This is a genomic window from Salinivibrio sp. IB872 (assembly GCF_001995345.1).
GTDB classification, from domain to species: Bacteria; Pseudomonadota; Gammaproteobacteria; order Enterobacterales; family Vibrionaceae; genus Salinivibrio; species Salinivibrio proteolyticus.
Window position 1 is genome coordinate 1 of the sequence record NZ_MUFO01000018.1, and the last position, 14,018, is coordinate 14,018.

The following is a 14,018-nucleotide window of genomic DNA, read 5'->3' on the forward strand; positions in this document are numbered from 1 at the left end:
ATGGTGGATTTGCCCACGCCCATGGCAGTAGCTGCTTCGATAATCGTGTAGTTTTGTTCGAGAACAAGCTCAGCGGCTTCACGTTTAAATTCAGCGCTGAAAGTACGTCTTGTGCGTTTGGTCATGGTTTCACCTGTCATGCTATGAGGCGTATCTTAACACCTCTAATCAGGTGGCCAAATTCACTATGCCACTACAGGTGACGCGCATACAGGCTCAGCTTCTCTAGCTCTTTATCGTCGTAATCGACAATCTGGGACATAAACTCATAGAAGCGGACGAAGCTGCCTAAGTCTTTCTTAAAGATCTCAAGACGGTCTTTCTCCTGCTTGCTCTCTTTGAAGGCATTTTCCGCATTAGCGATTAATACCGCATCGCCGGTTTTCTTGGTGCGTTCAAACACATTTTTGGCGTGAATGTATTCGTCTACAGCAGAAGCATAGCGCTTGCGCCAACGGTCTATCGCAGGCTTACAGATATTACTGATCGCCGCATTAGACTTGTTTTTGGTAAAGAAGGCATCAATGAACTGCTCGACCTCCGACCAAAGGAAGATACCGCTAGCGCGTAGCTTCTCTGATAGGTCGAAAATTTTGTCAGGATCAGTGACATCCTCAAGCTCTGCCACTTGGTAATAAGGCTGGAAAGCATCCAAAATATCTTGCGGTTCGTTGTAGAAATCAAGCACAAACGTACCGCACTCTGCTTTGCCCGGATAGATACGGTTGAGGCGAGAGAGCGTCTGCACACACTCAACGCCAGCCAGCTTTTTATCGACATACATGGCGCAGAGCTTCGGTTGGTCAAAGCCCGTTTGAAATTTATTGGCAACCAGCATCACTTGATAATCATCAGTGTTAAAGGCTTTGCGCATCTCACGCCCTTTAAGGTCAGGGTTCATGCTGTGCTCAGTAAATTTCTGATCCATAAACGCAGTGCTGTCTGGATCGGAAGCGTTAAACTCGACTTCGCCAGAAAAGGCGACCATGGCACGAATGCCCGCGTAACCATGCTCAGACACATACTTATCAAACGCCAGCTTGTAGCGCACCGCTTCTTTACGTGAGCTGGTGACTACCATGGCCTTAGCTTGACCACCTAGCAAGCCCATCACGTTCTTTTTGAAGTGCTCTATGATCACTTTCACTTTCTGTGAAATGTTGTGGTCATGCAGGCGTACCCAGTTGTTGAGCTTCACCTTGGCTTTGCCGGCATCCACTTCTTTGTCTTCCGCTTCCAGCTTTTGCTTGAGCTGATAGATCACCTTGTAGTTGGTGTAGTTTTTCAGCACATCAAGGATAAAGCCTTCTTCAATCGCCTGACGCATCGAATAGATGTGGTAAGCCATCGGCAAGTTGCGTTTAGATGCTGGCTGCTCTGGATCAGGCCTGCGACCAAACAACTCCAGCGTCTTTTGCTTTGGTGTGGCAGTAAAGGCGTAATAACTCAGGTTGGCACTGCCTCGACGCGCCGCAACAGTAGCATCGAGAATATCTTCAGATGATAATTCGATGTCATCATCGACTTCATCCGTCATCAACACTTCTTTAAGTTGACGAGCGGTTGCGCCTGTTTGTGACGAATGCGCTTCATCGGCAATGACGGCATAACGACGCGCTTTCAATGACGTTGAATTCTCAATCGCTTTTAACACATGCGGGAAGGTTTGAATGGTCACTATGATGATTGGTTGAGAGGTTTCCAGAGCCGAAGCCAACTTCTCTGATTTCGAGCCATCGCCCTCTTTACGATTGATACGCCCGACCACGCCATCAGCATGTTCAAACTGATAGATGGTATCTTGTAGCTGATCATCCAGAACGGTGCGGTCAGTGACCACAATCACCGAATCAAACTGCTTGTTACCCTTGGCATCATGCAAGGTCGAGAGTTGGTGCGCTGTCCATGCAATCGAGTTGGACTTACCCGACCCCGCACTGTGTTGAATCAGGTATTTGTTACCTGTGCCTTCTTCAATCGCAGCATTGACCAGCTTGGTAACCACATCCCACTGGTGATAACGCGGGAAGATCAGGGTTTCTTTCTTGGTTTTGCGCCCTTCCCAATCTTCCTTTTCTTCTATTTGAAGGTGGATAAAGCGCCCGATGATATTGAGCAGGTTGTCTGGGGTTAATACCTCATTCCACAAGTAGTCGGTGGCGTAGCGATTTTCATCTTCAGGAATATCATTACCCTTACCGCCATCATGCGTCCCTTTGTTAAACGGCAAGAAGAAGGTATCGGTACCCGCGAGTTTAGTCGCCATGTAGACTTCATACTGGCTTACCGCAAAATGCACTAACGCACCGCGTTTAAAGCTTAGAAGCGGCTCTGGCTTTTTGGTGGCTGGGTCTTTCGGTAAACGGGTTAGCTTGTATTGCGCAATGGCGTTTTCGACCGCTTGTTTGAATTCAGATTTCAGCTCAAGGGTAGAGACAGGCAAACCATTAACGAACAACACCAAGTCAATACGCCACTTCTTGGCTTGCTTGCCTGTCGCTTCAAATTCCGCCTGCGTGGCATACGGGCTGTAAACCAGCTCTGGCACAATACGGCAGATGTTTTGCTGATAACGCGCCAAAGTTTCAGGGTTGAGGTTATGCTCGGGCTTAAACTGACACAATTCAAAACGGGCATTGCGAATTTTCAAACCATGACGTAACACGCCCAAGGTGCCAAAGGTGCGTGATGCACGGTCAGTTGCGTTCTCATCGGCTTTTTTAAGCTGAGCCACCAAGGCATCAAGGAAGTGACGCTCTGAATCGGTTGGGAAAACTTTGCAGAACTTCTCCCACTCTTTCGGCTGCGTTTCTTTGATAAAGGTCAGCACATCCGCTTCGTATAATGCCGATTCGCGGTTATAGCCCTCTCCCGTGCCCTGCACCCAGCCACTGGCCACCATCTGGCGGATGATGTCGTCCTGAAATATCCGTTCTTGTGTGGTGTCTTTCATAACCATTCTCTTATTCTACTTGGGCGGTTTGTTCCAACGCTTGCTGTTGAGATGTTGGTGCTTGCCAGTTGCGCACATCGATCTTGCCAGTGACTGCGGCTGAGATTAGGGCGGTGCGGCGTTCTTGGGAAAGCTCAACAAAGTCCATTGTCTTTTTAATAATTTGATCAAAGCGATTTAGTTTAGTGTTGATATCTACCACTATCTGCTTTTGCTCATCAATTGGGGGAATCGTAACTTTGAAATTACTGATTAGCTCACAATTGAGAGCCGCTTGGTTCCCTCCTCGAGCACATTCACGTATTTCATTGTACGCAGCTTGCAAGACTAGATAACCGTATTCGGAATCCAACCTGCTATCTGGAATTATTGCTGCTAAGTTTTGGTTAATTGTTGCCTCTATCCGAGTAATAGCAGACATTCCTCTGGTTTTACCCTGACCAATCATTCCCATAACAAGAGTGCCAACAGGAAGTAGCTCCACTGAGCATTCTTTCAGTGCTTTCTCAGAAATATAGTCTGATGCAGTAGTGATGTTATATTGATTAACGGAACCGGATGACAGCCAAGGCACTTCCTTTTTATCCCAATAAGATAGGTTTACTTTACTTGGAGTCGAACCATTTATAACTCTGCTGTAATAACCTAACCTACCAACATCCCAATGCTCAGGCACTTCCCCTAACCACTCAACACCAGAATCCTTCATTGGTGCTTGTGGGTTCAACCCTTTGGTCACAGCATGGCTGATCACCGCTTGGCGTTTTTCTTTCAGCAGCTTAATCAATTGATGCTGCTTTTCGATCAAGGTGTCAATTTTGGCGGTTTCGTGATCGAGGAAGTTGGTTATAACATCTGCTTCATGTTCACTCGGTAACGGCATATCGAGGTTATCGATTGTGTTCATGCCCAAGTTTTTCTGAGTGTTTGAATTAGCAAAGACTTCACATTGGGCTTGAAGCATACTTGATTGCAGGCAGTAATATATATATTTCCCATATTTATTGCTCTTTGCTGTGATGACAGCTAAAGGCGACCAAACATTAAAATCTATATTACTGTCAACATAGGCTACCTTTCCCACCGATGCGGCCTTACCCAGCAAAACATCACCTTGCTTTGGATGACATTTCATTGAGTAACGTACATGGTCTTCTTCTGATATGTATCGGCAACCATTAAAAACCAATTTGTTATCTTGAATTCCATCAACTGATAAAAAGGGAATACCATCGTCCGTAAATTTAGGCGTTTCATGAGGGCCATCTTTTACAAAGCCAGAACAAATATACTTTAATGGGACAAGCTGCCATGATGCTGGCAAGCAACTTATCCATTTGTTGTTCCAGCTTCTATATTCTGAATATTCCTGATACTTCCCCATTACGAATGTACCTCTTGCAGAAGCTTCATAATGTCGGCACTGACGGCATCCAAATCGGCATCAATTTCTACCAAGTCACGCGGCGGCTGGTAGACATAGAAATGGCGGTTGAATGGGATTTCATAACCCACCACACCAATCTCTTTGTCTTTTTCATCACGCTTATCTGCGTTAATCCATGCATCAGCAACGTGTGGTTGCACCTCGCGTGCAAAGTATCTCTCAATCAAGCGAATGGTGGTGACACTTGGGTCAAGCGGTACATTCTCGTTATCACGCAATTCGCCATCTTGTTGGAACTCCACCACTTTGCCTTTGTAATCAAATGCACCGTATAGCGGCTGCGCCTCTTCTTTCAGCACTTTTTTGATCACAGGTTCAGCATCTTGGTTCTTCCACGTTACCGCATCAATAAATTGCTTCTTCTGCTTGGCATCGAACTTGATGCCTGTCGCCTTGAATGCGCCTTTCAGCGTCAGTTCAAACTGGTTGAAATCGTCGGATTGCTGCGATTTTCCACCAAGACTGTCTCCCACAGCAATTTGCAGGGCTTTCGCTGCATCCATCAGGGCTTTCTGGCTTAGCCACAGCTTGCTATCCAGCACGTCTTTGATTTGCTTTTCTTTAAGCTCAGGGAAGTCGGCTTTGATCAAGACACGAACTTCCTTTTCCACGTCACTCAATGAGCCGTAGGTGTCTTCCGTCCACTCAGTGCCAAATTGCTCAAAGACCGCCTGCATGACGGCATTAAACGGCTTGGGTGCAAAGCGCAGTGATTCAACTGCTTCATCGGTGATTTGTGCTGACAGACGCAATGGACGCTCGATAGTGAGGCGACGATAGCCAAACTCATGCGTATTAAAAATTTTGCTGGCGAAGTGTTTTTTATTGTCCGTCACTCCATCTTGGGTCAAGGTATCAATTTCTTCATAGTCACCAAAGTTTTTGGTGATGGTGCGAATTTCGTCATCCGTTAAATAGTGACGCTTAGAGCCTAATGATTTACGCATTTTCGTGCTGAGGTTAGCCGCGTTGATAAGCTGCACCTTGCCTTTACGCTCTGGGTCTTTCTTGTTCGTCAGTACCCAAACATAGGTCGCAATGCCTGTGTTATAGAACATGTCGGTTGGCAGCGCGACAATCGCTTCAAGTAGATCCGCTTCAAGGATGTAGCGGCGTATTTCACTCTCACCGCTACCCGCGCCACCGGTAAAGAGTGGTGAACCATTGAGGATAATGCCGATACGACCACCATCGGTAACTTGGTTGTCCGTAGTCTTCTTGTCACGCATCTTGCTGATAAGGTGCATCAAAAAGAGCAACGAACCATCAGACACACGCGGTAAGCCTGCGCCAAAGCGCCCATCAAAGCCTTTTTGCTGGTGCTCATCTTTGATGTCACTTTCAATTTTTTTCCAATCCACTCCAAACGGCGGGTTGGATAACATGTAATCAAATTTATCGCTGGGCAGTTGATCATTGGATAAGGTGTTACCCAGCTTGATACGGTCAACGTCTTGCCCTTTGATCAGCATATCGGCTTTACAAATCGCGTAGGATTCTGGGTTTAGCTCTTGACCAAACGCGCGCATCACCGCGTTAGGGTTCATCTCCGCCACATACTCCATACCTGAAGACAAGAAGCCGCCCGTACCGGCAGTTGGATCGTAAATGGTACGAATAATCCCATCTTGGCTGAGCGCCTGATCATCGGCCATAAAGACCAACGAGGTGGTCAGGCGCACGATATCACGCGGCGTAAAGTGCTCACCCGCCGTTTCATTCGAGCTTTCCGCAAAGCGGCGGATCAACTCTTCAAACACCAAGCCCATCTCATAGTTTGAGATTTTGCTTGGGCTAAGGTCGGTGGTGGCGAATGTCTTCACCACTTTGTAAAGCAGATTGGCATCTTCCAGCAGCCCGACAAATTCATCAAACTTGAAGTGCTCGAAGATCTCCCGCGCATCTTTGGAGAATGACTGCACGTATTTATCAAGGTTCTCCTTGATGTTGCTTTGTCCCATCTTGCCAAGGTTCATTGGCGAGGTATTAAAGAATGACAAACCATCTGGCTGAGCTGGCGATTTTGTTGCACGCAGCAAGAACTTTTCCTGCGCATCCTCTGGCAGGTTCATCGCTTTGATGCGCTCATATTCGGCAACCACGGCATCTTTGCTTGGCTCAAGCACACACTCAAGGCGACGAAGCAGGGTAAACGGCAGGATCACACGGCCGTATTGAGATTGTTTGAAGTCACCGCGAAGCAGGTCAGCCACCGACCAGATAAAGGCAGCGGTTTGGGAGAAGTTGTTGTTGGTCATTAAAAATGCCCTGAATGAAATACATATCAAATTGAAGGCATTATATCTAAGAATAGACTAGCTGTCTGATACCCCAAGCATCCTTTCACATTGGGCGTTAATACTACCCCATTCCTCTCGTTGGTTTTGCACGTCTCTGTCGTCACAATGTACACGACGTGTTAGCTTGAGGCCCCCGACCTTACTTTTGATAAATACTTCAATATTTGAGTATTTTATCCCCTACAGAGCGTGACCATTCTTCCTAATTCTCTCAACCTCTCTTATTAAAAAGAAATATGTTAATAGCATTAAAGGGAATCCAATAACGAGGCCCTTATAATGAAAAGAAACTATCCATTCGCATTAGCAATCAGCCTGTTTATCTATTCAGCCACAGCACATTCAGAGGCTATTCTCCATGCTTTTAATTGGCCGTATCAGCTTGTAGAAGCAAGAGCAGAGCACATTGCTGAAGCTGGTTACAAGAAGGTGTTAGTGGCGCCAGCTATGAAGTCGTCTGGCACAGAGTGGTGGGCACGCTATCAGCCTCAAGATCTGCGTGTTATCGACTCCCCATTAGGCAATAAACAAGACTTTCAAGCCATGATTGCAGCCCTCGGCCAGCATGGTGTGGCTGTCTATGCCGATGTGGTGCTCAACCATATGGCGAATGAAAGCGGATTACGTGACGATCTTAATTACCCCAGCGCACAGGTCTTAGAACACTACGCGCAGAACCAAGAAGCGTTCGAGCAGCAAACACTGTTTGGGCAGCTCTCGCAGCATTTGTTTTCCAGCATGGACTTTCATCCAGAAGGCTGTATCACTCAGTGGCATGACCCAGGCCATGTGCAATATTGGCGTTTGTGCGGTGGAGAGGGAGATGTAGGCTTACCCGATTTAGACCCGAATCAGTGGGTGGTGGAGCAACAGCGTGCATATTTATCAGCGCTAAAAGTGATGGGAGTGAAAGGGTTTCGGGTCGATGCAGTCAAACACATGAGCATGTATCACATCAATCAGGTCTTTACGGATGCCATTCGTGAAGGCATGCATATTTTTGGCGAAGTGATCACCAGTGGTGGGGCCGGCGACCAAAGCTATGAGGCGTTTCTTTTACCTTATTTACAACAAACCACCCATAGCGCTTATGACTTTCCTTTATTCTCGCAAATCCGTCGCGCGTTTTCGTTCCAAGGTAGCCTCACTCAGTTGCATCATCCTGAAAGTGTTGGTCAAGCGCTGGATAAACACCGAGCGATCACCTTTACCATTACCCACGACATACCGACTAACGATGGCTTTCGCTACCAAATCATGGATCCCACTGATGAAGCGCTCGCCTATGCCTATATTCTTGGCAAAGACGGAGGGAGTCCGCTGATCTATAGTGATGAGCTTTCTGCAGGCGAAGACAAAGATAACGGCCGGTGGCAAGGCGTGTGGAAGCAACCTGCGATGAAGGCCATGCTCCGCTTTCACAATGCAATGCACGGCAAGCCAATGACGGTGATTGGCAGCACCCAATGTCTGCTGTTATTTAAGCGCGACCAAGCCGGTATTGTGGCGATCAATAAGTGTGACGAGCCCCAATCTTATACCATGGATACACGCGAATACCCACTTAACTGGTATCGCCCTTATTATGATGTGTTAAGTGATGCGACCACCACCATCGCATCGGATTTTCACACTATCACCATTCCTGCTCGCTCGGCGCAGATGTATATGCATTAATCTATGTCGCCGCCGTCTTGCTATACCAAGCGGCGGATTGACAGTCAGTGAAATCCGCCGCACTCTATCTTAAAAAGTGGACAAACTGGGTGTCATGATGACTGTGAATTTTGAACAAAAAATCCGTCCAGATCGGCCTTTTAGAACGCAAACGAACGGCGATTTGATGAAGCAGTTTGAAAGCGATCGTGGACGGATCATTAACTCTGCCGCTGTACGCCGTTTGCAACAAAAAACCCAAGTTTTTCCACTTGAACGCAATGCCGCGGTGCGCAGCCGTCTCACCCACTCTTTAGAGGTCCAGCAAGTCGGGCGCTATATCAGTCAACTGATTGCCGACAAACTGTCTGCCTCGCAACTCGCTCCCCCGCTCGACCGCTGCTTGGAAACCTTGGTTGAGATGGCTTGCCTGATGCACGACATAGGTAACCCACCGTTCGGACACTTTGGCGAGCAAGCGCTCAGTGATTGGCTCAGTGAACAGGTCCCGTCTATCTATCGTCAACATTTTAACGACGAACTGCCTGAGAAAGTACAGCGCGACCTCTGTCATTTTGAAGGCAACGCACAAGGCATACGGCTGATCCATACCTTACAACAGCTGAACCTCACCTATTCGCAAGTCTCCGGCATTCTTAAATACACTCGGTGTGGTAGCGAGCCGAAACCTGCAGATGACGACGACCGCGCGTACCTTAAAAAGAAAGTCGGCTATTTTCTCAGTGAACACGCGTACATTGGCGATTTGCAAAAAACGCTCGCCATCTCGCCCGGCTGTCGTGCCCCAGTCAGTTACATCATGGAAGCGGCCGATGATATTTCTTATGGCATTGCCGATTTAGAAGACGCCGTTGAAAAAGGCGTACTGACTCTCGCGGATTTGAAAGCGGCCTTAAAGGCAACCTTTGTACAGCTTACCCAAGCCAGTGAGGAGCATGACGACAACACCATGGCGACCATGTTAGAGAATGCTGAAAAGCGCAGCCACGGCAGTGACAGTCAGTTTTTTGTCTTCTTGCGTGTGGAGGTCAATAAACGCTTGCCTCGCCATGCCGCCCAACGCTTTGTCGACCATTTGCCCGCCGTCATTGATGGCACCTTTAATCACGCGCTAATTGAAGATAACAGCGTCAATCATTTACTTGTACAAACCTTTAAAAACGTCGCCAAAGCGCATGCCTTTTGTCACCCTGAAGTGGAACGCCGCGAGCTACAAGGCTATCGCGTCATCCATGGTTTGATGAGCATCTATCGTCCACTCCTCACCTTGCCCAGTGAGGTGTTTACAGCCTTAGTTAATGGCGAGCCGGTCAAGCCACAGGCGTCGATATACACCCAGCGGCTATTTAAAAAACTGCCTGAAAAACATAAAAAAGCCTATCGCGACGCGGTACAAAAACAGGCCCTAGCGGAGCAGATCCCTTCTGCCACTGCGCGTGAGTTCTATTTTCGTACTCGCCTGCTAATTGACTATATCAGCGGTATGACGGACCAATACGCATTCGACGAATACCGCGCCTTTCATGTGATTGAAGAGGGATAAAAAAACCGCTCCGTGGTTGGGAGCGGTTTTTTGCGATGAGGCTATTAGCCAAAGCGCTTTTGCCACTTATCAATCACCGTGGCACCAATCAAATCGCCTTGCACATTGACCGCGGTACGGAAAGTATCGAGTGGGCGCTCAATGATCAGCAAAATAGCAATGGCTTCCAGTGGAATACCGGCAGCTAGCAACACCAACTGCATACCCGACATCGAGCCCGACGGCATGCCCGGCGCGCCTACCGACGAAACCATCGCCATAATGAAGATCATCACAATGCCGGTCGTCGACAGGTCAATGCCGAACAGCTGTGCGAGGAACACCGCAGCAATGCCTTCAAATAACGCGGTGCCATCCATGTTCATCACCGCGCCCAACGGCAAGACCATGCTCGCGGTCGACGGGGTAACCTTAAGCTCTTCTTTGGCAGCCTGCATCGATACGGGCAGTGTCGCAGCACTGGATGAAGTGGCAAACGCCATCGCCAGCGGTGCAGAAATGGCGCGAAACAGACTCACAAAGCCAATACCACCAGCAATGCGTGCAATAAGCGGCAACACGATCAGTGCATGGATCATCGTCAGTCCAAACACCAAAGCAGCGAAGCTAAATAGCTGACCAAATAGATCGTTATCCCCTTTGTGGGAGAATTGGAAAACAATCGCAAACACTGCAAATGGCGCCAGCTTGATAATGCCTGCCACCATGGTGTTAATGCCTTTATTCAGCCCGCGAATGGTCTCGAATAATGGGTGCGACTCTGGCAGTGCGACAATCAGCGAAATGCCGAACAAAATGGTGAACACCACAATCGCCAACAGGTTACCCTGAGTCACCGCGGCAAACGGATTCACCAACGCCATATTAATAAGTTTGGTGGCAATGGCTCCAGCCCCCGCAGCATCTTGGTTGATAAAGCTAATGCTCTCATCCACAGGCGGCGCATTGGTGAGCGGTTGCCATTCGGGCATCATGAGTGCTGCGCCAAGGCCAATGGTGATCGCGATGGTGGTGGTAAAACCGTAAAACAAAAGTGTTGCACCACCTAGGCGCTTAAGGCGAACCACATTGCCAATATTACTGATCCCTTCCAGTAACGAGAGCAATACCATCACGCCGACCACGGCTTTGAGTAGACCGATATAACTGACCTTGGCAAGCATAAGCAACGGATACCAAGTGGTCTGTTCCGCGTTCTCAATGGGGCCGAATATCGTGCCCACCAGCCAAGCCAGTGCGGCCGCCACTGCAATTTGCAATGGCAAAGAATGTCTAAGGGTTTTCCACATTGTCTTTTCCCTAATCACAGCGTTATAGCTGCATAATGATGATTTATCTGCATTTTTGTAGCGAATTGGCGACAAATCATAGCAAGTAGCGGAATTCAGCTCATGTAAAAGTTATGAACAATCTGGAATAACTAGTAACAAAATGGTTGGTTGGCGAATGAGACCACACTTTTCACTGCAAATACCAAGAAAGCGCATGATAAAAAAGCCCGCCATTAAGGCGGACTAGGGATCACCACAAAGCCATTATTGGGGGCGTTGGTTTTGTGGGTTGAGCTCTAAGTTGACGGGGGTATCTAGCTCTTGGTTCAAGGCTTTTTCAAGTTCTGCCACATTGGTGTCCGGTGTGGCTTCAAGTAGGGCAACGCCCTCTAGGTAACTTACCAAACTTAAACCGTATTTTTGAGCCAGCTCACTCGCGTGCGCTTCGGTTGCTTTGACCAAAATAGAGCCGGTAACAGTCAAAGGCGTGCTTTGCGCGGATACAGCGACCTTATCGCCAACCATCACGCCCATTTGTTCACCGCTCATGCTGCGAGCGCTGTTGGCCGTATCCACCACCACGTAGTCTTGGCCGTTCAATTGCACGCTACCTGCGCTAACACTCAAGCTAAAGCCCATGATAGCGAGTGCTGAGATCATCTTTTTCATACTTCGTCTCCTATTAACCACGGTGACCGATAACACGCAGTGACCATTGGGTTAGTTTGCCATCATCGCGGTTGTTGGGCATGGATTTAACCTCGCCACCTAAGGTGTACTGGCGTGTATCACCGTCAGTATCCGTGACATAGAGCGTCCACTGACCTTGCGATGCTTCACCATTAAATTTGTGCGATAGCATTAAATGGTCGGTAAAACCTTCTGGATAGGTGGGATCCAAGGTGTTTGACAGCATACTGTTACGTGGTGACATCAATACGCTGCGAGTCCCTGCGGGCGACTCTAACTCAATGAGCAAATCAGACATACGGCTGTGCTCAATCGAGGTACGCACTTGTACCGCCTCGATAGTGAGGTTATCGGCTACTTGCACACTGTCTGATGTCGCTACCGCCCCAGCATCGGCTATCGCAAGCCCAGTTTCACCCTCTTGGTTATGATAAGACCACGCCCAATCCGTGAACACTTGTGCAGGAAGTGGCTGATATGTCTTCGCCGCATCGAGTGCCGCATTGACATCAATCAAACCAAACCCATAGGTTGGGCTATACCAACGCCCCGCAGCATTTTGTTTCCAGCCCTCTAGGCCAATCACCGTGCGCTCACCACCACGTGCTGTTTGATAGGTTAAAAGAACATCGGCATCGTCTGCATCAACCCGTGTCGCGGTCGTCGCTAATAGGTGACGAATATCGCGCTGCGATAGGTTCGGGTAGGCTGACATCATCAACGCAAATGCCCCTGAGGTATTTGGCGCCGCCGAGGAGGTCCCGTTCATCACGCTGTTGAAATCACAGGTGTTATCTATCTCCGTGCCACCGTGCAGGTCGTGCGAATCGTAAGGAATACTATCATCACGGTTATATCCCATCGTACAACCGGAGAGGTCCGTGGTGATATGAGCGGGTTTATTGGTGCCATACTCCCCACCCGGTGCAGTCAGGAACACATTGCTCCCGACCGACGAGTAGGAAGAACGTTCGCCGTCTGCATTGAGCGCGCTGACCGTGACGTTCCAATAATTCGCATTATCAGACGATTGGTTGCTGTTCTGCCACGGTAACCCGTGGTTCCCGTCGACAGGACCGAAGCGCTCACGATTAAACGAAGTACGCTTATAACCATTTCCCGCTGATTTGATGAATACCGCCCCCAGTCCGCCAAAGGCTTCCGTGCTCATTTTTTTGTATTGGGCGTTCTGGCGACCATCATAGCTCATTGGGTCATCGCTGTAGGGATAGCTGCGCACCCCGGAACCACCATAGCTTTGGTTGAATATGCGGACATCATCCGAATAGCCTTCACGGCCATGGCTGATCTCCCATGCATTCTGGCTTTGATATGCGAGGTAGTTATACCCTTGCAGGTTGGCAAGCGGCGCAACCCCCATACCGCCAAGGCCGTTATCTCGCACTGCGGCGATGATGCCAGCCACCGAAGTACCGTGTGCGGTATTACGGTTACTCCAGCCTTCTGGCGTAGGGTCATTGTCACGATTGACAAAATCGTAAGATTTACCTGCTCGGACATTGGCGGCCAAGTCTGGGTGGCCAATCTCCAACCCATCATCGACAACAGCGACATTGACGTTTTGGCCCAGAATAGCCTGTCGGTGAGCCCACCAAAGGTTTAGGTCGTTCCCCGCTTGCCCACCTTCGCGGGCAAAGGCTTTTTGACCACTGTTGAGTAAGTGCCACTGCTGTGCTGTAAATGGGTCGTCGCCCGGCAAACAACGCTCTGCACTAGTGCGACTAATATCAACAGGTTCATTGCCCGTTAACGCCACACAAGCTTGTGGATCGGGCTCGACAGGCTCAGGTACTTTTGCCATCGCCCACGCCCCGGAGGTGTGGAAAAGCGCGCCGATAATCAACGCAAGAGAGCTGTGTTTGTGCATTTATCATTCCTTTTTACACTAACTAGACGTGTCTCGATTCTGAGAGACCCATCATTAGTAAAAATAAATAACCTAATGATAAACAAGCAATTAAAGAAGATGTGATCTTGTGCCTAGCTTTTAAACAAAAATCATCTAAAAAACTGACCACACCCCGCATTTGTTAACATTTAATTCACGTAAAAAATCAAATATTGCGACAAAACAGGCAATATAAAAAAGTAATAAGGTATACTTTTTTATTTTAAG

9 protein-coding genes are annotated in these 14,018 nt (G+C 48.4%); 2 read left to right on the forward strand and 7 right to left on the reverse strand.

Annotated features, from left to right (window positions below):
* The 4 genes from BZJ18_RS09135 to BZJ18_RS09150 all read right to left on the reverse strand — a co-directional run.
* Nucleotides 1-125, reverse strand: a 125-nt coding sequence (locus BZJ18_RS09135) for a transposase (RefSeq protein ID WP_131825275.1), incomplete at its 3' end; no start/stop codon positions are given.
* Nucleotides 126-193: 68 nt separating this feature from the next.
* On the reverse strand, nt 194-2,953 hold the full coding sequence (locus BZJ18_RS09140; protein WP_241824944.1) for a type I restriction endonuclease subunit R: 2,760 nt from the start codon (nt 2,951-2,953) through the stop codon (nt 194-196).
* A gap of 10 nt (nt 2,954-2,963) precedes the next feature.
* Entirely contained in the window at nt 2,964-4,337 is a 1,374-nt protein-coding gene (locus BZJ18_RS09145; RefSeq protein WP_077456209.1) for a restriction endonuclease subunit S, read from the reverse strand.
* Nucleotides 4,337-6,658, reverse strand: coding sequence for a type I restriction-modification system subunit M (locus tag BZJ18_RS09150; protein ID WP_077456210.1), 2,322 nt, complete (start codon nt 6,656-6,658; stop codon nt 4,337-4,339). The genes BZJ18_RS09145 and BZJ18_RS09150 overlap by 1 nt, the downstream gene beginning before the upstream one ends.
* A 321-nt stretch (nt 6,659-6,979) precedes the next feature.
* Between BZJ18_RS09150 and BZJ18_RS09155 the strand changes: the two genes are divergently transcribed.
* Nucleotides 6,980-8,377, forward strand: a complete 1,398-nt coding sequence (locus BZJ18_RS09155; RefSeq protein WP_077456211.1) for an alpha-amylase family protein — start codon at nt 6,980-6,982, stop codon at nt 8,375-8,377.
* A gap of 97 nt (nt 8,378-8,474) precedes the next feature.
* The gene (dgt, locus tag BZJ18_RS09160; RefSeq protein WP_077456212.1) at nt 8,475-9,920 is read left to right on the forward strand and encodes a dGTPase; all 1,446 of its coding nucleotides are present in this window, start codon (nt 8,475-8,477) and stop codon (nt 9,918-9,920) included.
* Between the two features lie 44 nt (nt 9,921-9,964).
* Here the strand turns inward: dgt and BZJ18_RS09165 are convergent, their stop codons facing one another.
* The 3 genes from BZJ18_RS09165 to BZJ18_RS09175 all read right to left on the reverse strand — a co-directional run bounded on the left by BZJ18_RS09165 (nt 9,965) and on the right by BZJ18_RS09175 (nt 13,769).
* Nucleotides 9,965-11,209, reverse strand: a complete 1,245-nt coding sequence (locus tag BZJ18_RS09165) for a dicarboxylate/amino acid:cation symporter (RefSeq protein ID WP_077456213.1) — start codon at nt 11,207-11,209, stop codon at nt 9,965-9,967.
* A gap of 246 nt (nt 11,210-11,455) precedes the next feature.
* The gene (locus BZJ18_RS09170) at nt 11,456-11,860 is read right to left on the reverse strand and encodes a hypothetical protein (protein WP_077456215.1); all 405 of its coding nucleotides are present in this window, start codon (nt 11,858-11,860) and stop codon (nt 11,456-11,458) included.
* 13 nt (nt 11,861-11,873) lie between these two features.
* A complete protein-coding gene (locus BZJ18_RS09175; RefSeq protein WP_108743139.1) occupies nt 11,874-13,769 on the reverse strand; it encodes a S8 family serine peptidase in 1,896 nt (631 codons plus the stop codon).
* Nucleotides 13,770-14,018 lie beyond the last annotated feature (249 nt).

What these genes read in the sequence shown, in the direction of transcription:
- BZJ18_RS09150 (WP_077456210.1), bottom strand. Translation starts at nt 6,658, where the DNA reads ATGACCAACAACAACTTCTCCCAAACCGCTGCCTTTATCTGGTCGGTG.
- dgt (WP_077456212.1), top strand. Translation starts at nt 8,475, where the DNA reads ATGACTGTGAATTTTGAACAAAAAATCCGTCCAGATCGGCCTTTTAGA.
- BZJ18_RS09175 (WP_108743139.1), bottom strand. Translation starts at nt 13,769, where the DNA reads ATGCACAAACACAGCTCTCTTGCGTTGATTATCGGCGCGCTTTTCCAC.
- BZJ18_RS09140 (WP_241824944.1), bottom strand. Translation starts at nt 2,953, where the DNA reads ATGAAAGACACCACACAAGAACGGATATTTCAGGACGACATCATCCGC.
- BZJ18_RS09145 (WP_077456209.1), bottom strand. Translation starts at nt 4,337, where the DNA reads ATGGGGAAGTATCAGGAATATTCAGAATATAGAAGCTGGAACAACAAA.
- BZJ18_RS09165 (WP_077456213.1), bottom strand. Translation starts at nt 11,209, where the DNA reads ATGTGGAAAACCCTTAGACATTCTTTGCCATTGCAAATTGCAGTGGCG.
- BZJ18_RS09170 (WP_077456215.1), bottom strand. Translation starts at nt 11,860, where the DNA reads ATGAAAAAGATGATCTCAGCACTCGCTATCATGGGCTTTAGCTTGAGT.
- BZJ18_RS09155 (WP_077456211.1), top strand. Translation starts at nt 6,980, where the DNA reads ATGAAAAGAAACTATCCATTCGCATTAGCAATCAGCCTGTTTATCTAT.